This window comes from Cupriavidus gilardii, from assembly GCF_008801915.1.
Classification (GTDB): Bacteria; Pseudomonadota; Gammaproteobacteria; order Burkholderiales; family Burkholderiaceae; genus Cupriavidus; species Cupriavidus gilardii.
Map to the genome: position 1 here is coordinate 1 of NZ_VZOV01000030.1, position 24,660 is coordinate 24,660.

23 protein-coding genes are annotated in these 24,660 nt (G+C 68.8%); 12 read left to right on the top strand and 11 right to left on the bottom strand.

The window, feature by feature from the left end:
• The first annotated feature begins 223 nt into the window (after nt 1-223).
• From F7Q96_RS23290 to F7Q96_RS23300, 3 genes are all read left to right on the top strand, one after another.
• Nucleotides 224-577: a GIY-YIG nuclease family protein gene (locus tag F7Q96_RS23290; protein WP_226994989.1), complete on the top strand. Its 354-nt coding sequence runs from the start codon at nt 224-226 to the stop codon at nt 575-577.
• 118 nt (nt 578-695) lie between these two features.
• Nucleotides 696-2,171, top strand: coding sequence for a DegQ family serine endoprotease (locus F7Q96_RS23295; protein ID WP_053824440.1), 1,476 nt, complete (start codon nt 696-698; stop codon nt 2,169-2,171).
• 364 nt (nt 2,172-2,535) lie between these two features.
• Nucleotides 2,536-2,853 (top strand): hypothetical protein, encoded by a 318-nt coding sequence (locus F7Q96_RS23300; protein WP_006577865.1) that lies wholly within the window; start codon nt 2,536-2,538, stop codon nt 2,851-2,853.
• A 69-nt stretch (nt 2,854-2,922) separates the two neighbouring features.
• Here F7Q96_RS23300 and F7Q96_RS23305 read toward each other — a convergent pair whose 3' ends face one another.
• Both F7Q96_RS23305 and F7Q96_RS23310 read right to left on the bottom strand, forming a co-directional pair.
• Nucleotides 2,923-4,503, bottom strand: a complete 1,581-nt coding sequence (locus F7Q96_RS23305) for an MFS transporter (protein ID WP_053824439.1) — start codon at nt 4,501-4,503, stop codon at nt 2,923-2,925.
• Nucleotides 4,500-4,988 (bottom strand): MarR family winged helix-turn-helix transcriptional regulator, encoded by a 489-nt coding sequence (locus F7Q96_RS23310; RefSeq protein WP_053824438.1) that lies wholly within the window; start codon nt 4,986-4,988, stop codon nt 4,500-4,502. The genes F7Q96_RS23305 and F7Q96_RS23310 overlap by 4 nt, the downstream gene beginning before the upstream one ends.
• A gap of 225 nt (nt 4,989-5,213) precedes the next feature.
• Here F7Q96_RS23310 and F7Q96_RS23315 point away from each other — a divergent pair, with 225 nt between their 5' ends.
• Entirely contained in the window at nt 5,214-6,065 is an 852-nt protein-coding gene (locus tag F7Q96_RS23315; RefSeq protein WP_053824437.1) for a phytanoyl-CoA dioxygenase family protein, read from the top strand.
• A 33-nt stretch (nt 6,066-6,098) separates the two neighbouring features.
• On the opposite strand, the gene F7Q96_RS23320 is transcribed toward F7Q96_RS23315, so the two are convergent.
• The 4 genes from F7Q96_RS23320 to F7Q96_RS23335 all read right to left on the bottom strand — a co-directional run bounded on the left by F7Q96_RS23320 (nt 6,099) and on the right by F7Q96_RS23335 (nt 9,864).
• The gene (locus F7Q96_RS23320) at nt 6,099-6,956 is read right to left on the bottom strand and encodes an IclR family transcriptional regulator (protein WP_053824436.1); all 858 of its coding nucleotides are present in this window, start codon (nt 6,954-6,956) and stop codon (nt 6,099-6,101) included.
• Nucleotides 6,957-7,119: 163 nt separating this feature from the next.
• Complete coding sequence (locus tag F7Q96_RS23325; protein WP_053824435.1) at nt 7,120-8,685, bottom strand: MFS transporter; 1,566 nt, start codon at nt 8,683-8,685, stop codon at nt 7,120-7,122.
• A 149-nt stretch (nt 8,686-8,834) separates the two neighbouring features.
• Nucleotides 8,835-9,113, bottom strand: a complete 279-nt coding sequence (locus F7Q96_RS23330; RefSeq protein WP_053824434.1) for a hypothetical protein — start codon at nt 9,111-9,113, stop codon at nt 8,835-8,837.
• Nucleotides 9,114-9,294: 181 nt separating this feature from the next.
• Entirely contained in the window at nt 9,295-9,864 is a 570-nt protein-coding gene (locus tag F7Q96_RS23335; protein ID WP_151023378.1) for a YggT family protein, read from the bottom strand.
• A 205-nt stretch (nt 9,865-10,069) separates the two neighbouring features.
• On the opposite strand from F7Q96_RS23335, the gene F7Q96_RS23340 reads away from it, so the two are divergent.
• Nucleotides 10,070-10,522 (top strand): MarR family winged helix-turn-helix transcriptional regulator, encoded by a 453-nt coding sequence (locus F7Q96_RS23340; RefSeq protein WP_053824721.1) that lies wholly within the window; start codon nt 10,070-10,072, stop codon nt 10,520-10,522.
• A gap of 9 nt (nt 10,523-10,531) precedes the next feature.
• Here F7Q96_RS23340 and F7Q96_RS23345 read toward each other — a convergent pair whose 3' ends face one another.
• On the bottom strand, nt 10,532-11,272 hold the full coding sequence (locus tag F7Q96_RS23345) for a dienelactone hydrolase family protein (protein ID WP_053824433.1): 741 nt from the start codon (nt 11,270-11,272) through the stop codon (nt 10,532-10,534).
• A gap of 237 nt (nt 11,273-11,509) precedes the next feature.
• On the opposite strand from F7Q96_RS23345, the gene F7Q96_RS23350 reads away from it, so the two are divergent.
• Complete coding sequence (locus F7Q96_RS23350; protein ID WP_151023380.1) at nt 11,510-13,897, top strand: VTT domain-containing protein; 2,388 nt, start codon at nt 11,510-11,512, stop codon at nt 13,895-13,897.
• Complete coding sequence (locus tag F7Q96_RS23355; protein ID WP_082371828.1) at nt 13,894-14,763, top strand: endonuclease/exonuclease/phosphatase family protein; 870 nt, start codon at nt 13,894-13,896, stop codon at nt 14,761-14,763. The genes F7Q96_RS23350 and F7Q96_RS23355 overlap by 4 nt, the downstream gene beginning before the upstream one ends.
• Here the strand turns inward: F7Q96_RS23355 and F7Q96_RS23360 are convergent.
• Nucleotides 14,748-15,896, bottom strand: a complete 1,149-nt coding sequence (locus F7Q96_RS23360; protein WP_249041711.1) for a sigma-54 interaction domain-containing protein — start codon at nt 15,894-15,896, stop codon at nt 14,748-14,750. The two genes, F7Q96_RS23355 and F7Q96_RS23360, sit on opposite strands and share 16 nt — an antisense overlap.
• Before the next feature lie 245 nt (nt 15,897-16,141).
• Here F7Q96_RS23360 and F7Q96_RS23365 point away from each other — a divergent pair, with 245 nt between their 5' ends.
• The 5 genes from F7Q96_RS23365 to F7Q96_RS23385 all read left to right on the top strand — a co-directional run bounded on the left by F7Q96_RS23365 (nt 16,142) and on the right by F7Q96_RS23385 (nt 20,576).
• Complete coding sequence (locus F7Q96_RS23365) at nt 16,142-17,608, top strand: sigma-54-dependent transcriptional regulator (protein ID WP_053824432.1); 1,467 nt, start codon at nt 16,142-16,144, stop codon at nt 17,606-17,608.
• A 109-nt stretch (nt 17,609-17,717) separates the two neighbouring features.
• Complete coding sequence (locus F7Q96_RS23370; protein WP_212762955.1) at nt 17,718-18,617, top strand: sensor histidine kinase; 900 nt, start codon at nt 17,718-17,720, stop codon at nt 18,615-18,617.
• 286 nt (nt 18,618-18,903) lie between these two features.
• Nucleotides 18,904-19,278: a hypothetical protein gene (locus tag F7Q96_RS23375; protein WP_053824431.1), complete on the top strand. Its 375-nt coding sequence runs from the start codon at nt 18,904-18,906 to the stop codon at nt 19,276-19,278.
• Nucleotides 19,279-19,382: 104 nt separating this feature from the next.
• On the top strand, nt 19,383-19,958 hold the full coding sequence (locus tag F7Q96_RS23380; protein ID WP_053824719.1) for a hypothetical protein: 576 nt from the start codon (nt 19,383-19,385) through the stop codon (nt 19,956-19,958).
• A 93-nt stretch (nt 19,959-20,051) separates the two neighbouring features.
• Nucleotides 20,052-20,576, top strand: coding sequence for a PRC-barrel domain-containing protein (locus F7Q96_RS23385; protein ID WP_226994987.1), 525 nt, complete (start codon nt 20,052-20,054; stop codon nt 20,574-20,576).
• Nucleotides 20,577-20,730: 154 nt separating this feature from the next.
• On the opposite strand, the gene ku is transcribed toward F7Q96_RS23385, so the two are convergent.
• The 3 genes from ku to F7Q96_RS23400 form a co-directional block, all read right to left on the bottom strand.
• On the bottom strand, nt 20,731-21,828 hold the full coding sequence (gene ku / locus F7Q96_RS23390; RefSeq protein WP_053824430.1) for a non-homologous end joining protein Ku: 1,098 nt from the start codon (nt 21,826-21,828) through the stop codon (nt 20,731-20,733).
• Nucleotides 21,829-21,841: 13 nt separating this feature from the next.
• Nucleotides 21,842-24,064, bottom strand: coding sequence for a hybrid sensor histidine kinase/response regulator (locus F7Q96_RS23395; RefSeq protein WP_082371826.1), 2,223 nt, complete (start codon nt 24,062-24,064; stop codon nt 21,842-21,844).
• Between the two features lie 173 nt (nt 24,065-24,237).
• The gene (locus F7Q96_RS23400; RefSeq protein WP_151023382.1) at nt 24,238-24,588 is read right to left on the bottom strand and encodes a hypothetical protein; all 351 of its coding nucleotides are present in this window, start codon (nt 24,586-24,588) and stop codon (nt 24,238-24,240) included.
• Between the last annotated feature and the right edge of the window lie 72 nt (nt 24,589-24,660).

Sequence of the window (24,660 nt, forward strand, 5' to 3'; positions counted from 1 at the left end):
CGAACAGGACCGTGAAACGACTTCGCGCCGATGATAGTGCGGACTACCCGTGTGAAAGTAGGTCATCGCCAGGCTCTCCTTTGAAAACGCCCCAGATCCTCAAGGTCTGGGGCGTTTTGCTTTGCGGCGGGCTGGTATGGAGCGATATCGGCAGCACTTTCCCGCTCCCCGCAAGTGCCTCACAATGCCGGTTTCGCGACCGCGCGCTTCATTCCCTCCGAAAGTGACCACGCCATCCGACCATAGCTGGTACCTGTACCTGCTCGAATGCGCCGATGGCAGCCTCTATACCGGCATCACCACCGATGTCGGCCGCCGTTTCGCCCAGCACCAGGCTGGCACGGGTGCCCGCTATACGCGCTCGCGCAAGCCGATCGCGATCGCCGCGCAGTTGCGATGCGCCGACCGGGCGGAAGCCTCCCGGCTGGAAGCGCTGGTCAAGCGTCTGCACGTGACGCGAAAACGCGCGTTTTGCGCGATGCTGGAGCTGGACCACGCCGAGATGCCCGATTTGCTGGCGTGGCTTCGCGACGGCGGCCGTCCGTCCCTGCCCGCGGCATCGCCCGGAAAACTGTGATTTGGCGACGACCGGTCGTCGCTTTCCTTCCTTTCTTTCCTTAAGGCTCGTTTAAGTCTCGGCCCCTAGCATGTCCTCGTCGCGCCTCCCTGGGCGCCGAACCAACGAGGAGAACCAGATGATTCGCCGAACTGTTGCTCGTACCGCCATCGCCATTGCCGCCGTGGGCGTGCTGGCAGGCGGGTACAACTATCTCCAGAAGGAAGCGGTGTCATCGAGCTATGCCGCGCCGACTCCGGTGGTCGCGCAGGTCAGTGCCGCGCCGGGCCGCGCGATGGCAACGCCGACCGATTTCTCCGGCATCGTTGACCGTTACGGTCCGGCCGTCGTCAATATCAGCGTGACGGCACGCGCGCAGCGCACTGCGGCGCAGATGCCGCCGGGCATGGATCCGGACGATCCGATGTTCCAGTTCTTCAAGCGCTTCGGCATCCCGTTCCCTTACGGGCCGCAGCCGGACCAGCCGCAATTGGCGCGGGGCCTGGGCTCGGGCTTTATCGTCAGCCCGGACGGCATGATCCTGACCAATGCGCACGTCGTCGATGGGGCGCAGGAGGTCGTCGTCAAGCTGACCGATCGTCGCGAGTTCAAGGCCAAGGTGCTGGGCGTCGACAAGCAGACCGATATCGCGGTGATCAAGATCGACGCGAAGGACCTGCCGACGGTGCAGCTGGGCGACCCGTCGCAGGTTCGCGTTGGCGAGCCGGTCGTCGCCATCGGTTCGCCGTACGGCTTCGAGAACACCGTGACCGCCGGCATCGTCAGCGCGAAGTCGCGCGCGCTGCCCGACGACACCTATGTTCCGTTCATCCAGACGGACGTCGCGGTGAACCCCGGCAATTCCGGCGGCCCGCTGTTCAATCAGCGCGGCGAAGTGATCGGCATCAACTCGCAGATCTACAGCCGCACCGGCGGTTATCAGGGCCTGTCGTTCGCGATCCCGATCGACGTCGCCACCAAGGTTCAGCAGCAGCTGGTTGCGCATGGCAAGGTCACGCGCGGCCGCCTCGGTATCGGCGTGCAGGAGGTCAACCAGGCGTTGGCACAGTCGTTCGGCTTGCCGAAGCCGGCCGGCGCGCTGGTCAATACGGTCGAGCCGGACGGCCCGGCGGCGAAGGCGGGCCTGAAGCCGGGCGACGTCATCGTGCAGATCGGCGACGACACCGTCGATCGTTCGACCGACCTGCCGGAACACGTCGCGGATCTGAAGCCGGGCACCGAAACGACGCTGAAGGTTGTTCGAGAAGGCAAGCCCGTTACGCTGACCGTCAAGGTGGGCGCGGCCAACGAGCAGAGCGTCGCGCAAAAGAGCGAGGGCGCCGAGTCCGGCGGCAAGCTTGGCCTCGCGGTGCGGCCGCTGTCGCCGGCGGAACAGCGCGAGAGCGGCATCGCCGGCGGCCTGGTAGTCGAGGGCGCGTCGGGTCCCGCGGCTCGCGTCGGCATTCAACCCGGCGACGTGATCCTGGCCTTCAACGGCACGCCGATCAAGTCGGTCGAGCAATTGCGCACGATGGTGTCGAAGGCCGGCAAGGAGGTGGCGCTGCTGGTGCAGCGTGACGACACGCAGCTGTTCGTGCCGATCGAACTGGGCTGATCGAACTGCGCGGATAGCGGCCATGCAAGGGCGTCGCGAACGGGCATCGACAAGCCCGGGCGCGACGCCTTTTTTGTTCGCGGACTCTCGCCCCTTGGCGGTGCGCGGCGAGATGACTGCGAGGCAGGCGAGCAGAGATACGCGGCAGGTATACGCCCACGTATACGACCCCGTATACCTGCCGTATACGCGCCCATGTATACGGCAGGTATACGTATACGTACCCACCCCGAAATCCTTGCCCAGAGCGGTTTTCCGGGCTGCATAGCCACACAGGAACGCAATCACGGCGTATCATCTCGACTGCGATGCATGACGAGGCATCGGTGCCATCGTCTTGTGGACTCGATCGAAAAGGAAGTCTATGCAGTTGGATCTCACGCGTGCATCTACGGTGACGGCGACCGACCGGGCGCGGCGCATGCCGCGCGCGACGCCGTCGCCCCGTCGTCGCAAGAAGGTAGAGGTCACCTATTGGGAGCGCGGTTATCGCTCCCACTACTACCGCAACGAGCGCGGCGACAAGCTGGGCGAAGTACATCTGTCCGAGCGTGGCGAAGTGCCCGTGGTCTATCGCTGGGCGGCCGGCAACTATTCGGGTGCCGAAGGTTCGCTGGCGCATGCGCGCATGCGCGTCGAAGAGACCGTCGGGTTCGGTATGCGCCAGCTGCCGCTGTTCTGACGACGGCAACGCAGCCGGGCAACACCCTCACACCGACCGCAGCCTCTGCCGCGGTCCCGCGCGGCGCGCTCAATCGAGCCGACGCTGCCACAGCATCGCTGCCGCCGCACACAGCGCGAGCAGCGCGATCCAGCGATACAGATCCTCGCAGGCGATCAGCCTGGCCTGTTGGTCGACCAGCCGCGCCAGCCATGTCAGCGCGAACTGATGCGCATGGGCGGCATCGAGCCCCCGCGCAGCCAGCGTGGCCTCCATCGCGCGCATCCATTGCGCTGTCTGATCGGGCCGATTACCGAGCGAATCGACGATGCCATGGTGAACCGCAAACTGCCGGTTCTGCAGCAGGATCGCGCCGAGCGCCGAGGCGAACGAGCTGGCAATCTGCCGCATCAGATTCTTGCTGCGATAGCCGTGCGCGAAGTCCTCGTGCGATAACGGGCGAAACGTCAGCCCCGCGATCGGGATGATCACCATCACACCGAACAGGCCCTTGCCGACCAGGCCCCAGGCGAGCGCGCCGATGTCGGCGTCGGGCGGCAACCGCGAGAACCACCACGCCGCGCCGGCCATCACGAGCAGGCCCGCGGTCATCAGCGGCTTCTTGCGTGACAAGCGCGGCGCGGCCTTCAGGTAGATCGCAATACCGGCGAGGCTGACCGCGGCCGAGAACGTGTTGAGCCAGCCGGTCGTCTGCAGCGGCAGTCCCAGTGCCTGCTCGGCATAGATCGGAAACAGGTAGCCGCTCAGGTTGTTGATCAGGTAGTAGACGAAATACATCGCCAGGCCGGTCAGGTAAACCGGATGGCGCAGATTGCGCAGCGCCAGCAGGGGCTTGCCGTGATGCCACTGGTGCCACAGGAACAGCCCCAGCAGCGCGGCACCGCTGGCGGCCAGCGCCGCGAGCCGCAAGGGGTGCGACAGCACATCGAAGCGCGCTTCGCTCAATGCGGCCTGGAGCGCGACGATGGCGACGCCGAACAGCAGCAGCGGCCCGATGGCCGGTGCTTCCGCGGCGGCCGAGCGCTCGGCATCGGGCAACAGCCGCCACGCCGCGAACGCGGCCAGCGCGGCAAAGGGCACCACGCCGTAGAACACATCCTGCCAGACGCCATGCTCGATCAGCGCGGCCGCAAAGGCCGGGGCCAGCGCCGACGCGCCGAAGATCCCCAGCATGAAGATCCGCAAGGCCCGCGGCCGGTCTGCCGGCGAGAACATCAGGTTGACCAGGATGCGGCAGCTGGTAAACAGCGCGCCGCCGCCGAGCCCCTGCAGCAAGCGCGCCGCGGCAAGTTGCGTGACCGAATGGCTGGCCGCGGCGGCCAGCGCCCCGGCAATGAACAGCAGCAGCGCGCCGGTCAGATAGCGGCGATAGCCGAAGCGCTGTGCCAGCCAGGGCTGCTTCAGGATCGTCAGCATGCTGCCGAGCGCGTAGGCGGCCTGTACCAGCGCGAAGCTGCGCGGATCGCCATCGATGCCGCCGACAATATGGCTGGCGGCGAAGACGAACATGATGTTCTCGAGGAACTCGACGGAGGTGGACAGCGCCAGCAGCAGCATCAGCAGGGTCTGGCGTTGCCGATGGCCGAGCGGCCGCAGACGGCGCAGGCTGCGATGCAGCGTGGAGCTGTGCGGCGCAGCCTGCGGTTTCATGATTGCAGCGTGTCCAGATGCTGGTGCAGCTTCGCGAGCGCGCGAGTCGCACCCGCCAGCCCCGTTTCCCCCAACGGACCCCAGGCTTCGCCGTACGCTGCGTGCACGACTGGTGCGGCGCGCTCGACCATGCTGCGCCCCGCCGCGGTCAGCCGCAGTTCGAGGCTGCGCCTGTCCTGGGTCGAGGCGCGCCGGCGCAGCAGGCCGCGCGCTTCGAGCCCGTCGAGCAGCCGCGTCATCTGCGTGCGCGTCGCATCGAGCGTGTTGCCCAGTTCCGATGGCATGCTGGGCTGGCCTTCGTCGGCGGCCAGCATGCTCAGGCACAGGTATTGCGACATGTCGAGCTCGAACGGCGCGAGCGCCCGGTCGATATGCGCGCGCAGCAGCCGGGCGGTGCGCATCAGCAGCCGGGACGCGAGAATCAGGTCGCGCGGCGCTTCGGGATGGGCAGCGCAGAAGCGGTCGATACGGTCTTCAAAGGACATGGCGATGTTACCCAAATAATTACAAATGTAATTATATCGAATGGTATCAATCGCTGCTCGGTACGGGGGCGCGTCTCGCCAACGTCGTCGCGGCGTGCTGCTTGCGCACGCCGCGCCCGCTTCTGGCATCATCCCGAAATTGACGCGCGAAACCGCCCCCTTCGCGCCTGGCTGAACCCGCGGCAAAGCCCATCGCCTCGCCGCCTTGCCCGTCCCGCTGTCGCCATGACGACCCCTGCCGCTCCCCAGAAGCCCGATGCAAACGGCGATGCCGCCGCGCCGCCGGCCACCTCGTCCTTCGATGCACAAGAACTCGAGGCGCTCGCCGCGGCGTTTCACCGCGATGGATTCGTGGTGCTGCGCGGCCTGGCGGAGCCCGCATTGTGCGATGCGATGGAGCGCGTGGCACGAGCCCAGCTCGCCGAGGCGGTCGCGCCGGTCGAATACGAGGCCGAACTGGGCTATCCCGGCGCGCCGTCCAGCCGCGAGGCGGCCGGCGGGGCGACCGTACGGCGGCTGCGTCAGGCCTACGATCGCGATCCGGTATTCCAGCAATGGGCGACCGACCCGCGCGTGGCCACGCTGGTCACCGCGCTGCTGGGCGAACCGGCGCAGCTGACGCTGGCCCACCATAACTGCGTGATGACCAAGCATCCGACCTACGGCAGCCAGACCGGCTGGCATCGGGACACGCGCTATTGGTCGTTCGCCAGTCCGGAACTGGTGACGGTCTGGCTGGCGCTGGGCAACGAGGACGAGCGCAATGGCGCGTTGCGCGTGATACCCGGCTCGCACCGAGCCGCGCTCGAGGCGGGACAGCTCGATGCCGCGGAGTTTCTGGTGGACAGCCATCCGGCCAGCGCGGCGCTGCTGGCGGGAGCGACGCCGTTGTCATTGCAGCGCGGCGACGTGCTGTTCTTCGACAGCCGGCTGTTCCATAGCGCGGGGCAGAACCTGTCCGACGCGGTCAAGCTGTCGGTGGCCTTTGCCTATCTGGGGCTGAGCAACCGGCCGCTGCCCGGCACGCGCTCGGCGCAGCACGGCATGGTGCAACTGCCGGCGCCAATGGCGAGCTGAGCGAACACACGGCAACGACGTCGGACGCGCCCTTCAGGTGCGCAGGCTGACCAGGTTGGTGATCTTCTCGGACGCCTCCAGCAGCGGCGGCAGGAAACGGCGCACCATCTCCTCGGCGCTGGTGCGATTGGCCTGGCCGCTGATGTTCATCGCGGCGATGACCTGGCCGGCGCGGTTGCGGATCGGCGCCGACAGCGACACCAGCCCTTCCTCGAGTTCCTGATCGTTCTGCGCCCATCCCTGGGCGCGGATGCGCGCGATGATCGCCTTCAGTTCGTCGATATCGGTGACCGTCCGCTGCGTGCGCTTGCGCAGGTCGCTGGCGTGCAGCACGCGGTCGAGCTCCTGGTCGGACAGTCCGGCCAGCAGCACGCGGCCCATCGACGAGCAATAGGCGGGCAGCCGGCTGCCGATCGACAGATTGATCGTCATGATCTTGCGCGCGGGGACGCGCAGCACGTAGACGATTTCCGTCCCGTCCAGCACCGACACCGAGCAGCTTTCGTGCACCTGCTGCGACAGCGCCTCCATGATCGGCTCGGCCAGGTTCCAGAACGGCATCGAGGTCAGATAGGCGAAGCCGAGGTCGAGAATCTTCGGCGTCAGCCGGAACAGCCGGCCGTCGGCCTCGACATAGCCCAGGCCCACCAGCGTCAGCAGGATGCGGCGCGCGCCGGCCCGGGTCAGTCCGCTGGCCTGCGCGATTTCCGTCAGCGTCTGCGCCGGACGCTGGGCGTTGAAGGCACGGATCACCGACAGCCCGCGTGCGAAGGACTGGACGTAGCTGTCGCTGGGCTTCTCGGCTGCGGTGCCGGCGTTGGCGGCGCTGCCCGGGGTTTCGGCGGCGGACGGCGGGGAATCCTTGGAATCGTTCGGGGCGTGGCTGGCCATCGAGGTATACGGCTGGATGCCGAATGCGCACGGAAAGGCCGAAAGAGTAGTGGAAAAGGCCGCAAACCGCCAGAGGGGCATGCCGCAATGCCCCGTTGTGTCGCGTACCGCGGTGGGCAGCGCCCAGCAGTGCCCGAGACCCCTCTCGCCGCGGTGCGGCGCCTCAGCGGAAACTCTTTTGCACCAGCACGAAGACCGCGATCAGTACGCAGACCAGCGCGAAGCCGTGCAGCAGATCCATGCCGGCCAGCAGCGTGGCCTGGCGGTCCACCTCCTGAGACAGCCGCGCCAGATCGAAGCCAGAGAGCCCGCCGCCCTGCTGCAGCGCGGGCTCGAAGCGCGTCACGTGCTCGATCAGATGGGTGCGGTGCGTGGCCGCGCCTTCCTGCATCCACATGCTGGCCAGCCCGGTGCCCGTGGCCGAGGCGATCTGCTTGCAGACGTTCTTGAACTGGTAGGCGTGGGCGAAGTCCTCGACCGGCAGATCGAGGTAGGTCATCGAGGCGACCTGGATCATCAGCAGCACCGGCGTCAGTCCCTCGAGCAGCACCACCGGCACCAGCGCATAGTCGGGCGCGCCCGGCATCAGCCGCTGCGACAGCAGCATCGCGGCGCAGGCATAGACCACCAGGCCCGCCGCGATCACCCGCCGCTTGCGAAACACCATCGCCATGCACAGCGTCAGCACCACCGCGCCGATCGCCGACACGGTGCCGCTGACCGACAGCAGCATGCTGGTGGTGCGGAAGGTCAGGCCAAGGCCGCTCTGTGTCAGCGTCGGCAGCAGATAGGCCCAGATCGCCGACAGCAGGTAGTACAGCGTGTAGAAGCCGAGCCCGTACAGATAGCGCCGGCCGAGCAGCCGCGACGGATCGATCCACGGATCCTGGTGGCGATGCAGCCGCCAGGCGCAGAACAGCAACAGCGCCAAGCCGGCGGCGGCCATCAGCGGCATGTGCGGCGTGCTGAAGAAGCGCGTGTAGCGCATCTCCTGCAGCGTGTGCAGCAGCACCAGCGCGCCCGCGGCGGCGCTGAGCGCCGCGGGCCAGTCCAGCGTCGATACCGGCGGATGCGGGTCGCGCGGACCGCGGCGCGGGTAGGTCAGCGCCACCAGCGCCAGCACCGGCAGCGCGATCACGGCCTGGAACAGGAACACCGCGCGCCAGCCGATCTCGTCGAGGAAGATGCCGGTCAGCCATGGCGTCACCGCCAGCAGCCCGAACGATCCCAGGCCGAAGCGCAGCAGCAGCGCGGCGCGCTCGGCGGGCGCCGTCAGCAACTGCACCAGGATGCGCGAGGCCGCGAACAGGCCGCCGGCGCCCAGGCCCTCGACGGTCTTGCCGACGATCAGGCCGGTGGGCGAGCCCGCCTCCGCGCACAGGACCGCGCCGAGCACGAACACCGCCAGCGACGCCATCGTGAAGCGCTTGTAGGTGATGCGCCGCGCGATCTGGTCGAGCAGCATGTTCATCAGCACGGCGGCGGCGGCATAGGCGCTGACCGCGTACAGGTAGTCGCTCGGCGTCGCATTGACGCCGCCCTGGATGTGCTGGCTTGCCACCGCCATCATCAGCGTCGAGGAGAAGTCGAGCCCGGTGACGAGCCCCAGCGTCAGCCCGAACGCCGACAGCTGCAGCGGTCCCATCTCGGGGTGCGAGGCGAGGCGCAGCGAAGGGGGCGGGGAGGGATTTGGCGCGGGCAGGCCGGCCGGCACAGGTTGGTGGGGCATGGGCGCCAGCTTAGCGGCGCGCGCGTGCGCGAAAAACCGGCTGTGCTGGAAACTTCGTCCGGCTGCCGGAACAATCGGCGCCGGGCGCACCCATGAAAAAACCGGCCCGCAGGCCGGTCTTCATTGGCACGCCGCAGCGCGCGAGGACGTCAGGCGCCCTGGCCGAAGCGGTCGCGGTTGTCCGACACGTGGTCGGCGCGGGCGCCGTCCGTGTAGGCATCGACGCTGCGGGCGCCGTCGGTGTAGGCGTCCACCGTGCGCGCGCCGTCGGTGTACGGGTCGGCCTTGCCGACGTGCATCGACGCGCCTTCGAGACGCAGCACGTCGCGATCGAGCGTGGTGGCGTGCAGCGCGGTGGCGGACAGGGACAGGCCGGCGGCGCAGAGCAGCGCGAAGGCCAGGCGACGGGGTTGTGCAAGAGTCTTCATGGTTTTTTTCCTTTGATCAAAGCGGTGTGGCCGGCATCAGCCGACCACACCGCCCAAATCTACGCCCGTCGATGGCGTGGAAAAAGAGGCTCTGCAGCAACACACTGTTCAGGCATGCGGACAATGGCGGCCAACCCTCGTCCGGACAAGACCGCGCCGGCAGCAGCGGGACAGCGGGGCCTCAGAGCAGATGCCGCAGGCCGAACAGATTGACGCTCAGTCCCGCGATCACCATCAGCAGCACCTGGGCGAGGATGAACAGCACCAGCGGCGAGATATCGAAGCCGCCCAGGCGCGGGACCACGCGGCGGATCGGATCGAGCAGCGGATCGGTCAGTTGCTGGATCACCGGCGTGATCGGCGAATGCGGATTGACCCAGGACAGGATCGCCATCAGCAGCGTGACCCACATCACCAGGCTGATGCCCCACTTGAGCACATTGAGCACCGCGATGCCGAGCACGGCGGGCAGCAGGCCGAGGGGGTTGCCGGCAGTCAGTCCGATGACGGCCAGCAGGAACACCACGGCGGTCAGCCAGGCCGCGACGACGGTGGCCCAGTCGATGCCGCCGACGCCCGGAATGATCCGCCGCAGCGGCCGCACCAGCCAGTCGGTGACCTGGAACACCGCATGCGAGATCGGGTTGCGCGCGGGCAAGCGCGTCAGTTGCATCCACAGCCGCAGCAGCAGCGCCATGCCGAAGAGCGTGAAAACGGTGTCGAGCAGAAAGATGGCGATTTGCGAGAGCATCGGATTTCCGTGGTCGTGACGCAGGTGTCTGCGGACGCACAGATTCTGCCATAGCCCGCATGCCCCGCGTAGCGCAACGGTGGCCCGGGCCGCAGAGGCATGCCGGGGCGCCGCATCGTGCCTGACTGCCTTGCCGCGCACCTATAATGACGGCCGACTCCAGATTGCGGCCGCGCTGCCACGCCGGCCGCGCCAATCGCACGCCATGACCCAGCCCCGTTCCCCGAGCGCCGCCGAGCTTGCCAAGCAGGACTTCGAGGCGTTGTCCGACTTCCGCTACCAGCTGCGGCGCTTCATGCGTTTCTCCGAAGACGCCGTGCGCGAGGAGGGCCTGACCGTGCAGCAGTATCTGTTGCTGCTGCATATCCGCGGCTTTCCCGGGCGCGACTGGGCCTCGATCGGCGAGCTGGCGGAGCGGCTGCAGGCCAAGCAGCACGGTGTGGTCGCGCTGGTCAATCGCTGCGAGGCGGCCGGGCTGGTCAAGCGCAAGACCAACGCGGCCGACCGCCGCGTGGTCCAGGTCCATCTGCAGCCCAAGGGGGAGCGTTGCCTGAATCGGCTGGCGCTGCTGCATCGGACCGAACTCGAATCGCTGCGCCACACCTTCCGCATCTCGCGGCTGACCGCCTTCAACGACGACGGCGTGGCGCGCGGCTAAGGCCGGCGCTCAGGCCGGCTGGGCCAGCGCTTGCGCGAGGAAGGTCAGCGCGCGGCCGTGGGCCAGCACCGCCGACGGCTGGTGATAGGAGCCGCGGGCCCAGCAGTTGAAGCCGTGGTCGGCACCGGGGTAGACGTGGACCTCGGCGCGCGGATTGCCAGCCATCGCGGCGCGCACCTGTTCGACTGCCTCGGGCGGAATATTGGCATCGTGCTCCCCATAGTGAAACTGGATCGGCACGCGTACCGCCCCCGCCTGGTCCAGCCGGCGCTGGATCCCGCCGCCGTAGTAGGGCACCGCCGCGTCGACCAGGCCACGTGCCGCGCTCAGATACGCCAGCAGACCGCCGAAGCAGTAGCCCACCGCGGCGATCCTGCCGTCCGCTCCGATCTGCGCGCGCAGCGCCTGCGCCGTCAGCGCGATGTCGTCGACGATCGCATCGGGGTCGGTGGCCTTGTACAGCGCCATCGCGCGCTCCTTGTCGGCGCCCGTATAGCCGAGCTCGATGCGCGGCGCCTCGCGCCAGAAGATGTCCGGCGCCATCACGACGTAGCCGTCCAGCGCGTACTGGTCGGCCACCGCGCGGATATGTTGGTTGACGCCGAAGATCTCCTGGATCAGCACGATGCCCGGCGTGCCCGGGCGCGTGCCGCCGGGCGGCAGGCTCAGGTAGGCATCGAATGCATGCGAGTCGGTGCCGACGCGGATCCAGCGGCGCCGCGCATCGTTTGCGGACAGGGTTGCGGTCATCGTTTTCCTCCATCGATAGGGCGGACAGGGTAAGACAAGCGGCGCGCGCTTGCCAAGCGCGCGCGGGCGGTCCCAGCCCCATCGAGGACGCTGCCCACATCGCGTGTAGGCGGATTCCGACAAGCGCCGGGGCCGGCGGCGGACGGCGGTTCGGTGCAGGGGTTGCCATACTGCTGGCGGAGGTCCGCCGGACATCCTGGTCCCGCCGCGCCTCCTTTCGTTTCCGCAGGGATGTCGATGACCGCTGAAGACGCGCCTGAAGACCGGCATGGTGCAGCCGGCGTCGCGCGGACGGAGCGCCGCGATGGCGCGCCGCCCGCCGCCGGGCAACGTGCGCCGGCCGCCGCGGCCGAGCCGCTGCTGCAGCCCGGCCGCAATTGCTGGCGCATCGAACGCGCGTCGCGCTTCGCCATGCTGGTCGATGGCGAAGCGTACTTCCGCGCGCTGCGCTCGGCGCTGATCCAGGCGGAACACACGGTCTTCATCCTCGGCTGGGACATCGACAGCCGCTTCGAACTGGTGCCCGGCGGCGCCGACGACGGTTTTCCGCGCGGGCTGCGCGATTTCCTCGACGCGCTGGTGCGCCGCCGCCGCCGGCTGCGCATCTACGTGCTCAGCTGGGACTTCGCGATGGTCTACGCGATGGAGCGCGAATGGCTGCCGGCGGTCAAGCTGGACTGGCAGACCCATCGCCGGCTGTCGTTCCGCCTCGACGCCCGGCATCCGGTGGGCGCCTCGCATCATCAGAAGGTGGTCGTGATCGACCACAGCCTGGCCTTCGTCGGCGGGCTGGACCTGACGCGCTGCCGCTGGGATACGCCCTCGCATGCGCTGCAGGACCCGCGCCGCGTCGATCCGGACGGCAAGCCCTATGGCCCGTTCCACGACGTGCAGGCGGTCGTCGAGGGCGACGTGGCGCGTGCGCTCGGCGAGATGGCCGCGGAGCGATGGCGCCGCGGCACCCGGCGCGAGCCGCGCGCACCCGACCCCGCCGATGCGCGCGGCCGGCGCTTGTGGCCCGACGGCGTCGCCCCGCTGCTGACCGATGTGCCGGTGGCGATCGCACGCACCGCGCCGGCGTTCGCCGGCGATCCAGGCGTCGGCGAGATCCGCGCGCTGCATCTGGACGCGATCGCCGCCGCGCGCCGGACCCTGTATCTGGAGAACCAGTATTTCAGCTCCGGCGTGCTGGCCGACGCGCTGGCCGCGCGGCTGGCCGAGCCCGACGGACCCGAGGTGGTGCTGGTCTCGCGCCGCAGCGAAAGCGGCTGGCTGGAGGAGCACAGCATGGGCGTGCTGCGCGCCCGCGCGCATCGCAAGCTGCGCAGCGTCGATGGCGGCCATCGCTATCGGCTGTACTACCCGCATCTGCCCGGCGAGGGGGAACCCGGTCCCGACGGCGCCCCGCTGCCCGGCATCAACGTGCACAGCAAGGTCATGGTGGTCGACGACACCTTGCTGACGATCGGCTCGGCCAATCTGAACAATCGCTCGATGGGGCTCGACACCGAATGCAATCTGGTGATCGAGGCGCGCGGGGATGCCCGCGTCGCGGCCGCGATCCGGGCAATGCGCGCGCGGCTGGTGGCCGAGCATCTGGCCTGCGATGCCGACGAACTGGCTGCCGCCCATGCACGCGGCGAGCCGCTGCACGACACCATCGCCCGATGTTATCGGGCCGGCCAGCGGACCCTGCAGGCGTTCGATCCGCCGCTGGTTCCAGAGGTCGACGCGGTGGTGCCCGACGAGCGGCTGCTGGACCCGATCGAGCCGATCGATCCGGACGGGCTGGTCGACGAATTCCTGACGCACGAGGCCCGTCCGCGGGTCATCGGACGGCTGGGCATGGCGATCCTGCTGCTGGTCGTGCTGGCGGGCCTGGCATTTGCATGGCGCTATACGCCGCTGCGCGAATGGGCGGATTTCCGCCGCGTGCTCGATGTGGTCGAGCGGATCCGCGACATGCCGCTGGCGCCGCTGGCGATGCTCGGCGCCTATGTTGCCGCGGGCCTGGTGATGGTGCCGGTGACGCTGCTGATCGTGGTCACGGTGATCGTGTTCGGCCCGCTCAAGGGCGCGCTGTGCGCGCTCGGCGGCGTGGTGCTCAGCGCCGCCACCGGCTACGGCATCGGCCGTTTCGTCGGCCGCGATGCGGTACGGCGCTATGCCGGCAAGCGCCTGAACGCGTTGAGCCAGCAGCTCGGCCAGCACGGCCTGCTGGCGATGGTGGTGCTCCGGCTGGTGCCGGTGGCGCCGTTCACGCTGGTCAATCTGGTGGTGGGGGCCTCGCGCATCCGTTTTCGCGACTGCCTGCTCGGCACGCTGATCGGCATGACGCCGGGCATCGTGATCTCGGCCTCGCTGGTGGACCGCATTGCCGCGGTGGCGCGCAACCCGAATCCGCTGACGGTGGCGCTGCTGCTGCTGGTGCTGCTGATCCCGCTGAGCGTGTTGTGGCTGCTGCGCCGGCGCCGGCGTGCGGATGCCGCCCAGGCGGCGCAGGCGGCCGAGGCCGCGCAGGCCGCCAGGGAGGCCCAGGTCGCGCAGGCGATGCAGCCGGCGCAGACCGCCCAGGCGGTGCACCGCGCTGCCATCGGCGAACCCCGCCATGGAGGGCATGCATGAGTCGGATCTATCCATTCCGTGCCGGCGACGTCGCGGAACCGATGCCGCAGACACCGAGGGAGGCAGCCGCCGCCGCGGCGCCGGCGCAGTTCCTGGTGGCCAGCTACAACATCCACGGCGGCATCGGCGTCGACGGGCGTTTCCTGCCGAAGCGGATCGCCGGCGTGCTGTCGGAACTGCAGGCGGACATCGTCGCGCTGCAGGAGGTCGAATCGCGCAGCACCGGCTTCGACATGCTGGCCTATCTGCGCGACGAAACGGGCTATCACGCGATTCCCGGACCGACGCTGACCCGGCACGACGGCGAATATGGCAACGCGCTGCTGACGCGCTTTCCGCCGAGCCGGGTCCGGCAGATCGATCTGAGCGTGGGCCGGCACGAACCGCGCGGCGCGATCGACGCGACGCTCAGCTGTCCCGACGGCGTCCATGCCGCGCCGCTGCGCGTGATCGCCACCCATCTGGGGCTATGGCCGGGCGAGCGCCGCATGCAGGTGCGCCGGCTGCTGACGTCGCTCGCGGAGCAGCCGGGCGTGCCCACCGTGCTGCTGGGCGACGTCAACGAATGGTTCCTGTGGGGCCGGCCGCTGCGCTGGCTGCACGCGTACTTCGACGGTGCGCCGCATGTGGCCACGTTCCCGTCCCGGATGCCGGTGCTGGCGCTGGACCGGCTCTGGTGCTGTCCGCGCTCGGTGCTGGCCTCGGTGTCGAGCCACCGCAGTCCGCTGGCGCGGATCGCATCGGATCATCTGCCGCTGCTGGCGCGGCTGCACGCGCGGCCGGCCGTGACGGCGGCCCCGACTTCCGCCGCGGTGGCGGACGAGGAAGAGGACCTGGCCAGGCAGGCCGATCAGCCGTCGCGATAGGCGTCCAGGCGGTTGTACAGCGTCTTCAGGCTGATGCCGAGCGCCTGCGCCGCGCGGCGCTTGTCGCCGTCGAAGCGGGCCAGCGTGGCGAGAATCAGGCCGCGCTGCGCATCGGCCAGCGTGGTGCCGATGCGCACGTTCAGCACGCCGTCGGCCGCGGTGGGCAGCGGCGGCTGGGACGCGATGTTCGGGTTCGGCAGTTCGATCACGCGGTCGGCCAGGATGAAGGCGCGATAGACCGTGTTGCGCAGTTCGCGCACGTTGCCGGGCCAGCCGTACTGGCACAGCCGCTCCAGCGCGCTGGCCGAGAACACCTTGTCGGTGCCTTCGGCGGCGTTGAGCTCGGCCAGGAAGTGCCTGGCCAGCGGAACGATGTCCTCGCGCCGTTCGCGCAGCGGCGGGATATGCAGCGGCACCACGGCGAGCCGGTACAGCAGGTCTTCGCGCAGCACGCCGCTGCGCACGGCTTCGAGCGGATCGCGGTTGGTCGCCGAGACGATGCGCACGTCGCAGACCACCTGGGCGTCGCCGCCGACGCGATGGAAGGTGCGCGTCTCCAGCACCCGCAGCAGCTTGATCTGCATGTCGGGGGCCATCTCGGTGACCTCGTCCAGGAACAGCGTGCCGCCGTGCGCCTGTTCGAAATAGCCGGCCTTCTGCTGCATCGCGCCGGTGAAACCGCCCTTTTCGTGGCCGAACAGTTCCGATTCGATCAGCGTCGGCGCGATCGCGCCGCAATTGACGGCAACGAAGGGCTTGCCGCGCCGGTTGCTGCGCTCATGTATCGCGCGGGCCACCAGTTCCTTGCCGGTGCCGCTTTCGCCGACGGCCAGCATCGGCACATCGGTGGCGGCGACGCGCGGGATCTGCTCGAGCAGCCGGCGCATCGCCGGCGAGGTGCTGCGCCATAGCAGCGCAAAATCGTCGCGCGCGGGCCCGTGGCCGCCATCCTCGCGTGGGTGGTCCCGCGCGGATTCCCGATGACGGGAGCGCGTCGTGTCCGGCAGATCGTTCGAGGTGCTGGTCGACATGTAGCGAAAGGCGGAGCGGAAATAGAAACGACAGTAGAGCCGGGCGGCCGGCGTGCGGTGGACGGGGTGGTGGCAGGCGTCCACGCCTCGCGAGCGCCGCATCGTGGCTCGCGTAACGCCATGCTAGCCTGCGATCGGGCCCGCCACCATTGCCGTTTGTCCGACAAGCCGGTCCGGCGCGCGCGGCGGCCGATGTCAGACTAACACCGGTATGGCGGCGCTTGCCGCTTGCATAGAATGGGGTCTATTCAGGGCAGCAACGCCCGCCGCGGCGGCAACGGCTGCGGCGCCTGTCTCATTTCCACCATTCCGGTCAAGGGTTTCAGCGGCCGGCATCAGTCAAGCCTATGCCTCACATCCTGATCGTCGACGACGACGAGAACACCTGTGCAGCGCTGGCCGAGATCGCCGCGGCGGAGGGCTTCACCGCGGCCACCGCGGGGGACCTGCGCGAAGCGTGCCTGCAGATCGGCTGGCAGATGCCCGATGCGGTGCTGGCCGACCTGAAGCTGCCCGACGGCGACGGCAAGGATCTGTTCAACGAAGTCGGCTCGGCCGGCGTCGACATCATCCTGATGACCGGCTACGCCAGCGTCGAAAGCGCCGTCGAGGCGCTGCGTCTGGGCGCGACCGACTATCTGGTCAAGCCGATCAACGTGGCCCGCCTGCAGACGGTGCTCAAGCGCATCGCCACCACGGGCGACCTGAAGGCGGAAGTGCGCTCGCTGCGCGGCGAACTGCGCCGCTACGGCCGCTTCGGCCGGCTGCTGGGCAGTTCGGAGGCAATGCAGGCGGTCTATGACCAGATCAGCAAGGTCGCGCCGACCGAGGCCACGGTGCTGCTGGTCGGCGAGAGCGGTACCGGCAAGGAGCTGGCCGCGCAGACCGTGCACGAGCTGTCGCCGCGCCGGCGCCAGCCTTTCCTTGCCGTCAACTGCGGCGCGATTTCGCCGAACCTGATCGAGTCCGAGATGTTCGGCCACGAGCGCGGCAGCTTCACCGGCGCCGAGCGCCAGCACAAGGGCTATTTCGAGCGCGCGGCCGGGGGCACGCTGTTCCTGGACGAAATCACCGAGATGCCGATCGAGCTGCAGGTCAAGCTGCTGCGCGTGCTCGAGGCCGGCACCTTCATGCGTGTGGGGACCAATCGCGAGTTGCGCGCCGACGTGCGCGTGGTTGCGGCGACCAACCGCAACCCGGAGGAGGCGGTCGCCGAGGGCAAGCTGCGCGCGGACCTGTACCACCGGCTCAACGTGTTCCCGATCGAACTGCCGCCGCTGCGCACGCGCGGCGACGATGTGGCGCAGCTGGCCGGGGCCTTCCTCGATCAGCTCAACGCGGAACACGGCACGCAGCGGCGCTTCGGGCCCGACGTGCTGGCCAATCTGCGGCTCCATTCGTGGCCGGGCAATGTGCGCGAGCTGCGCAACTTCGTGCAGCGCGCCTTCATCATGGCCGAGGACGACGTCATCGCCGAATCGCCGGTGCCGCTGCAGGCCGCCGCGTCGCAGGTGCCCGCTACGGCGATCGTCACGGTGCCGGTCGGCATGTCGCTGGCCGACGCGGACCGCGAGTTGATCTTCGCCACGCTCGAGCAATGCGCCGGCGTCAAGAAGCACGCGGCGGAAATCCTGGGCATCAGCCTGAAGACGCTGTACAACCGGCTCGAAGAATATGCGGCCGGCGGCAAGCTGCCGGAGTCGTTCAAGAGCTCCGGCAATGGCGCCAGCAATGGGGCCGGCAGCGGCCCTAACAACGGCCCCAGCAACGGCCCCAGCAACGGCGCGCACGAGCGCCCGCCCGCCACCAGCTGACCACACACGAGACTGTCCTGCCCGCCCACCACGACAGAAGCCTCGGGCTGGCCCGAGGTATGCTTCGGCTCGGAAATCCGGCCCGCCGCAATGGCGCGGGGACCCTGAGATGACCCAAACCTTCATGTCCAAGCGACCTCTCCCCTCCAGCCGCGCCGATGCGGAAAACGGTGGCCAGTCCGGCGGGGCGGGCACCGAGCACTGGGTGCCGGCGACTGTCGATGCGACCTCCGAAGTCACGACGCTGATCGACCAGGTGTCGCACGATCTGCGCTCGGCGCTGAACGGCGTCCAGAGCTGGGCCTACGTGCTGGACCATTCGCTGGACGCGCCCAGCGCGCCGGTGCAACGGGCGCTGGCGGGCTTGCGTACCGCGATGCAGCAGCAGGTCACGCTGATCCAGCATATGGAAGAGGCCGTGCGGCTGCTGGCTGACGAAACCGAGCCGCAATGGCAGGCGGTCGATCTCGCGGCCGCGATGGCGCAGGCGATGGAGTCGGTCAAGCCGGCCGCAGAATCGCGCCGCGTCACGCTGGCCGATGTGCTGGTGCACGAAGCCCGCGGCGGCCGCGGCGATGTCCTCGTGCAGGCCGACCCGCGCCGGCTCGAGCCGATGCTGCGCCATCTGGTGCTGCATTGCCTGAAGCAGGCGCGCAACGGCGACACCATCGACGCGCACCTGGAACCGATGGATGACCATGTGAAGCTGCGTCTGACCGAGAGCCGCGCGACTTCCGATCGCGTCAGGGAGCGCCTGTCGGTACTGTCCGAGTTCTTCCGGCGCGATGTGGGCAATGCGGGCGCCGCGCCGGCGCGCCAGAGTTCGGCGCTGCTGCTGGCGCGCCGCATGGCGGAGCTGCATGGCGCCACGCTGGGAGCCGAACCATCGACGCAATGCGAGCAGGACGGCGACAGCGCCTGCATCGCGGTGACCTTTCCGCGCCTGCCGCCGGCGGCGGCCGCGGCCGGTCATGACGCGCCGATCGGACCCGCTGCGGGGCCTGCCTGAGGCAGGCTGCAGGCCTGACGCGCGCGGGTTCCCGCGCCGTCCTCGGCTGCCGGATCTGCCCGTTATTTCGTCCCTTCCATTCCTCCCTTCGTCCTCGTCTTCCCCGTCCTTTTCCCCCTTTTCACACGCGCGCGGCGGGCGATTGCGACGCTAGTACTTTTTACGTGCGATGCACTTTGTGCAACGCCGAGTGCTGTCGCATACGCCGCTTGCGCGCCGGTCCCGGCATCTTCGCTTCTGGCCCGTCGCTTGCATCTGTTCCGCTATTCCAAACGAGCAGGAGCCGATGATGCAGAAGGCCAAGACCGGGTCCGCATCCGCCCATGGATCCGCCGCGAAGTCTGCTTCCGCCAGCGCGGCAAAGCCGGGCAAGAAGGTCGACCGGCAGGACGACGTGAAGCAGAGCGACGCGTGTACGTATCAGCAGGCGGTCGACGAATCGGTGGAGATGACTTTCCCGGCGAGCGATCCGATTTCTCCGAGCGCCGCCATGCATGCGGAGAAGGAAACCAGCACCGACGTGGATGACACCGACTGGGAAATCGAACCGGGCAGCGCCCATCAGCCCGAAGGCGCGCGTCCCGCCGCCGAGCGCAAGGGCGCCGCCGACAAGGGGACTACCCGATCCGCAACGAAATCCCCGTCGAAGGCCAGGTCCTGATGCCAGCCTGGCTGGCGTCGCGACCGCGGAACGCCATGCCGAATCCGATTGCCGATCCATCGCTCGCCAGGCGGGTGTCTGCCAACCGATTCGAAGGAGCCAGCATGTCCCTGATCATCGCCGGACGCTTTGATACGTTCGCCCAGGCCGAGGCGGCGGCGGGCCAGTTGTTTGCCCGCGGGTTCGCCGAGGATGATGTGACCCTGTTCTTCGTCAATCCCCCGGGGCAGCATGGACGCTTCCCGATCGGCGGCGACGTCGCCGTCGATGCGGGTACGCGCAAGGCCGGCGCGGGCGCGGGCCGCGGCATCGTGTTCGGCGCCATTGCCGGGGCCGTGATCGGTGCGGTGGCGCTGGCCTTGATGCAGGCGTCCGTGCTGGTGCTGGCGCTGGCCACTGGCCTGGGCGCCTATCTGGGTTCGCTGGTCGGCGCGCTGTCGATGACGCGCGATCCCGACCGCGTATCGAATGCGCCCGATCCCAGTCGCCAGGTCAAGACCGAGCGCGATGCCGGCGTGCTGCTGGCGGTGCATGTCAATCCCGATACGCGCGAGACCGCCGCCGAGGTATTGCGGCAGGCCGGCGCCAAGGACGTCGAACGGGCCTATGGGCGCTGGAGCGAAGGCCGCTGGGTCGATTTCGACCCGCTCGCGCCGCCGGTGCCCGCCAGCCGTCCGTGAGGGGTGCCGTTCCAATGCGTGCCGCGGCGGCAGCGGCGATCAGGGGCGCGCGAGCGCCATTGTGTCAACCGACAACCGAAGCAGGAGTCGCCAATGAACCCACTGGACAGAGACCCGCGCGATCCGCGAGACATCAGAGACCCACGCGATCCCCGCGACCCGCGTGACCTGCGCGATCCCGCGGCGGCACGCGCGCCTGCCGGCGCCACCATCGTCGGCGATGTCGATGCCAATGCCAGCGGGCCCGGCCCCTTCGTGATGGCCGCCGATACGCTGGAAGGCAACAGCGTGATCGGGCCGGCCGGCGAAGACCTCGGCACCATCGACCACATCATGCTGGACGTGCAGGGCGGCCGCGTCGCCTATGCGGTGCTGTCGTTCGGCGGCTTCCTCGGCATCGGCGAGAAGCTGTTCGCGGTGCCGTGGTCGGCGCTGACGCTGGACACGCGGCGCAAGTGTTTCGTGCTGGGCGTCGACAAGGACAAGCTGAAGGCCGCGCCGGGCTTCGACAAGGACCACTGGCCGGCGATGGCGGACCCGCAATGGGCCACCAGCATTCACCAGTACTACGGGACCTCGCCGTATTGGAAGGAGGACTCGTACGATCCGTGGGCCTGATGTCGGCTGAGCCCGCCGAGGCGCCCTGGATGCCCGTCCTGGATGCCTTGACCCGTTGATGATGCTGGTGACGCCCCTGACGGCCTTCCGAAGGCCGCCAGGCGGCGTCGAACGACGAGCGCTGAACCGGCAGCGTTGAAGGAGGCGCGTCGCGCTACGCCCGCTTGCGCTGCGGGCTGCGCGACCCGCTGTCGGCCGCGGCACGCTTGGCGGCGGTCTTCTTCGTTGAAGCCGACGCCTTGCCCGACTTGGCCGCGCTGTTGCGGCTGCTTGCCGGCTTGGCTTCCTTGCCGTCCTTGGCTCCGGCACGAGAGGTCGATTTGCGCGCCGTCTTGCGAGCGCCCGTGCTGCGCTTGCGCGGGGGCTCGCGCGGAGCCTCGTCTTCTTCCTGCTCGTCCGCTTCTCCGTCCCGGGCGTCCTCGCCAGCCTCCGCCCGCGCACCGCCGCGGCCGCCACGGCGTTTGATGCTCTCCTTCAGCAGCGCCATCATGTCGATCACCTCGGCGGACTTGCGCGGTTCCTCGCCGCCCGGCTCGGCCGGGGTCAGCAGGTGCGTCTTGCCTTCGGCGATCTTGCCCTCGATGCGCTCCATCAGGTCGTCGCGATAGGTATCGCGATAGGCCTCGGGGTTCCACTCCTCCTGCATGTCCTCGACCAGCCGCGTCGCCATCTCGATCTCGCGCGCGCTGACGCCCTGCTGCTTGCCGCTGCTCTTGGGCAGCTTCAGCTCGTCCATCGGCAGCACTTCCTCGGCCCAGCGCATGGTGTTGAGCACCAGCGCATCGCCCAGTACCAGCACCGCCGCCAGATGCTGGCGGTTGTGGATCACCACCAGCGCCAGCGCGGCGCGCCCGGTGCGGCGCAGGGTCTCGCGCAGCAGCGCATAGCCCTTCTCGCCGCGCCGGTCCGGCTCGAGGTAGTAGGGCGTCTCGAAGTAGTACGGCGGGATCTGGTCGGCCTGCACGAAGCTGACGATATCGACGGTCTGCGTCGCCTCGACGTTGGCCTGGCGGAAGTCCTCCGGCGACAGCAGCACGTATTCGCCCTTTTCGTACTGGTAGCCCTTGACGATATGGTCCTTGTCGACCGGCTTGCCGGTCTTCTTGTTGATCCGCTGGTAGCCGACCGGCGCCATGTCGCGCTCGTCGAGCCAGTCGAAGTCGAGCGCGTTGTCGCGCGCGGCCGCCTTCAGCACGACCGGGATGTTGACCAGCCCAAACGAGATGGCGCCTTTCCAGATGATGCGCGGCACAGGGCGGCTCCGGTCAGGCGCGCTGCGGCGGAGGCGGCGGCACGTCGCCCGGCGGCGGGTCGATGACCGGCTCGTGCGGATCGATTGGCGGCACCTCCGGTTCGGGCGTCCTGGGCGGCTGGTCCGGGGTTTGATCCGGTTCTGGCGTGGTATGCATGCGTTTCTCCGTGGAAGCGTTCGGACTGGTGGCCGCGTCGGGTCCCGCCGGATGCGCCAATGGCGAATGCAGCGGCGGTGGAGCACCGGCGCCCGCCGTGGCATCCGCGCCGCCATCGCTGCGGCCATCGCCACGGCATTCGTCGAGCAGGCGCGACAGCACCTCCAGGTCGACCGGCTTGGTCAGGTGGTCGTCGAAACCGGCCGCCTGCGTGCGCAGCTTGTCGCCGGGCTGGCCGTAGCCGGTCAGCGCGACCACCTTCATCGCCTGCAGCTCCGGTATCGCCCGCAGCCGCTGCGCGATCTCGAAGCCGTCCATGCCCGGCATGCCCAGATCGAGCAGGACCAGTTCGGGCTTGTACTTGACGGCGCGCACGATCGCGGCGGCGCCGTCGAGCGCGGTGATCACGGTATGGCCCAGCGCTTCGAGCGTCATCGCCATCGCCTCCAGCGCGTCGACGTTGTCGTCGACCACCATCACCGTGCGCGGCTTGCCGGCCGGTGCCTGCCGTCCGCCCAGCGTCGGCTGCCAGCTGCGCCACGGCTGCATCGGCAGCTGCACGATGAAGCTGCTGCCGTGACCGGGTCCGTTGCTTTGCACCGACAGCTGGCCGCCATGCATGCTGACCAGCCGATGGACCAGCGACAGGCCGATGCCCGGGCCGTTGCCGCCGGCCACGGCGATATTGCCGTTGGCGCCGTCGCGCTCGAAGGTCTCGCGCAGGCCCTGCAGCCGTTCGGGCGACATCCCGGCACCGTTGTCGGTGATCTTGATGGTGACCATGCCTTGATCGGCCTGGGCCTCGATCGACAGCAGCCCATCGGGCGGCGTGTACTTGGCCGCATTGTTCAGCAGGTTGCCGAAGATCTGGGTCAGGCGCACCAGGTCGCCGCGCACCGGCATCGGCCCCTCGGGCACCGACAGGCGCAGCTGATGGTTGCGCGACTCGATCAGCGGGCGGACCGTCTCGACCGCGGTGTTCAGCGCGGAACGCAGCTCGACCAGGTCGTCGCGCAGCGTGATGGTGCCGCGCGTGAAGCGCGAGATGTCGAGCAGATCGTCGACCAGCCGGGTCAGGTGATAGAGCTGGCGGGCGATGATGTCGCGCGCCTTGAAGCTGTCCTCGCGCGAGGGCGCGCAGTGCATCAGCAGATCGGCGGCGCTGCGCATCGGCGCCAGCGGGTTGCGCAGCTCGTGCACCAGCATTGCCAGGAAATCGTCCTTGCGGCGTTCTTCCTCGCGCAGCATCTTCTCGGCGCGCTTCTGCTGCGTGATGTCTTCGCACACGCCGACCACGCGATAAAACTCGCCGCTGGCGTTGTTGACCGGGAAGGCGCGCGCGCGGACGTCGCGCGTCTGGCCATCGGCGTGGATCAACGCGAATTCGAGGTCCATATGGCCGTCGCGCAGCATCGCCTCGCAGGCCGTGCGCACGCGCTCGCGATCGGACTCGGCGATCCAGCCGAAACAGGCGCTGCCATGCTGATGCAGGTCTTCCACCGGGCGGCCGGTCAGCGTGACGAAGGCCGGTCCGACGAACAGGAACCTGCGCTCCTGCGGATCGAAGATCCACAGCACGTCGGACAGGTTGTCGGCCAGCTGGCGGAACAGGAACTCGTTGTCGCGCAGCGCCTGCGAGGTACGGTGGTAAGCCTCCTCCGCACGCCGCAGCCGCAGCAGCGCCTTGACGCTGGACACCAGTTCCTCCGGCTCGACCGGCTCGACCAGATAGCTGTCGGCGCCGTGGTCCAGGGCCTCGACCCGGTAGCGCGGGTCGCTGGTCGAGCCCGACGTATGCAGGATCAGCGTGCGGCAGCTTTGGGGGTCGTCCTTGATGATGCGGCAGACGTCGAGTCCGTCGATGTCCGGCAGCTTCAGGTCCAGCAGTACCAGGTCCGGCGCATAGCGGCGCACCAGCGACAGCGCCGACTCGCCGGTCGACGCCTCCAGCACCGCATAGTCGGCGCGGCGCAGGATGCGGCTCTTGATGTAGCGGGAGCCCTCGTTGTCGTCGACCACCAGCACCAGCGGCCGGTTGTCGCGCGAATCGGACGACGTTCTGGTTTCGATCGGACTCATGCTGTCCTCGCCATCGGCAGGCGTGCGGCGTGGTAACGGGGTGGCAGGTCGGTTTTTGCGTTCGGCGCGATGCTGCCGCCCTCGCGCTTTGTAATAATTACCAATCTAGCTCTCCAACACTTGTAGTTGATGCAAAGCCACTTTTGACGAGAAATTCGCCCTGATATGTGGCTTCAGCGGCGCTGCACTTGCCCCGAGTGGGCTTCCGCGCTGGGGGCGGTGCCGCCGTGCGGACCGCTGGGCCGCACCTCGGCCGCTTTCTGCGAGACCTCGCCCGGCGGCGTGGTGCCGGACGGCTGCGCGCCCTTGCCGAAGCGGGCGGCGATCTGGTCCTGCACGCGCGCAAGCGCGTCGGCCTGCTGTTTGGCGACTTCGGCCTCCTTGGCCTTGCGTTCGTCCGCGGCGCGCTGCTGTTCGGCGGTAGGGGCGGGCAGGCGGGCCTGCGCGGGCGCCCAGGCGAGTGCCGTCATCAGCGCCAGGGCGGCATAGTGGGCAATGCGGATCGTGGTCCGAGGGGTTGTCATGGTGGCTCCCGGTTCGTGCTTGCGTCGTCGTTCCGTCACGCGTCCGTCGCTGCAATGCGCGGACGCATGAGT